1 protein-coding gene is annotated in these 418 nt (G+C 65.6%); it reads left to right on the forward strand.

The features are described from left to right. Positions 1 to 22: 22 nt before the first annotated feature. Positions 23 to 418, forward strand: a 396-nt coding sequence (locus IMZ11_RS44375) for an AMP-binding protein (RefSeq protein ID WP_228649791.1), incomplete at its 3' end; no start/stop codon positions are given.

Here is a 418-nt window from a genome sequence, read left to right on the forward strand (position 1 = left end):
CATCGCCCACGTCGGCGACCTGGTGGCGTACCGGTTCCTGGATTACAGCCACGGCGAGGAAGAAGTCTTCGAACTGACCTGGACACAGCTGGGCGTTCGGTTGCGGGCTGTCGCTGCGCTGCTGCAGCAGGTCGCTGCGCGGGGTGACCGCGTAGCGGTCCTCGCTCCGCAAGGCCTGGACTATGTCGTGGGCTTCTTCGCCGCGATCAAGGCCGGAAACATCGCCGTGCCGCTGTTCGCGCCCGAATTGCAGGGCCACGCCGAACGGCTGGAAACCGCACTGCTCGACTCTCGTCCGACGACCGTCCTGACCACCGTCTCCGCCAACACGGCCGTTCAGGAATTCCTGGCGAAGATGCCGGAGTCCGTGCGTCCACAGGTGGTGGTCATCGATGAGGTGCCTGATTCGGTGGGGGAG

The sequence above is a fragment of the Microtetraspora sp. AC03309 genome (assembly GCF_020826795.1).
Lineage (GTDB): Bacteria > Actinomycetota > Actinomycetes > Streptosporangiales > Streptosporangiaceae > Microtetraspora > Microtetraspora glauca.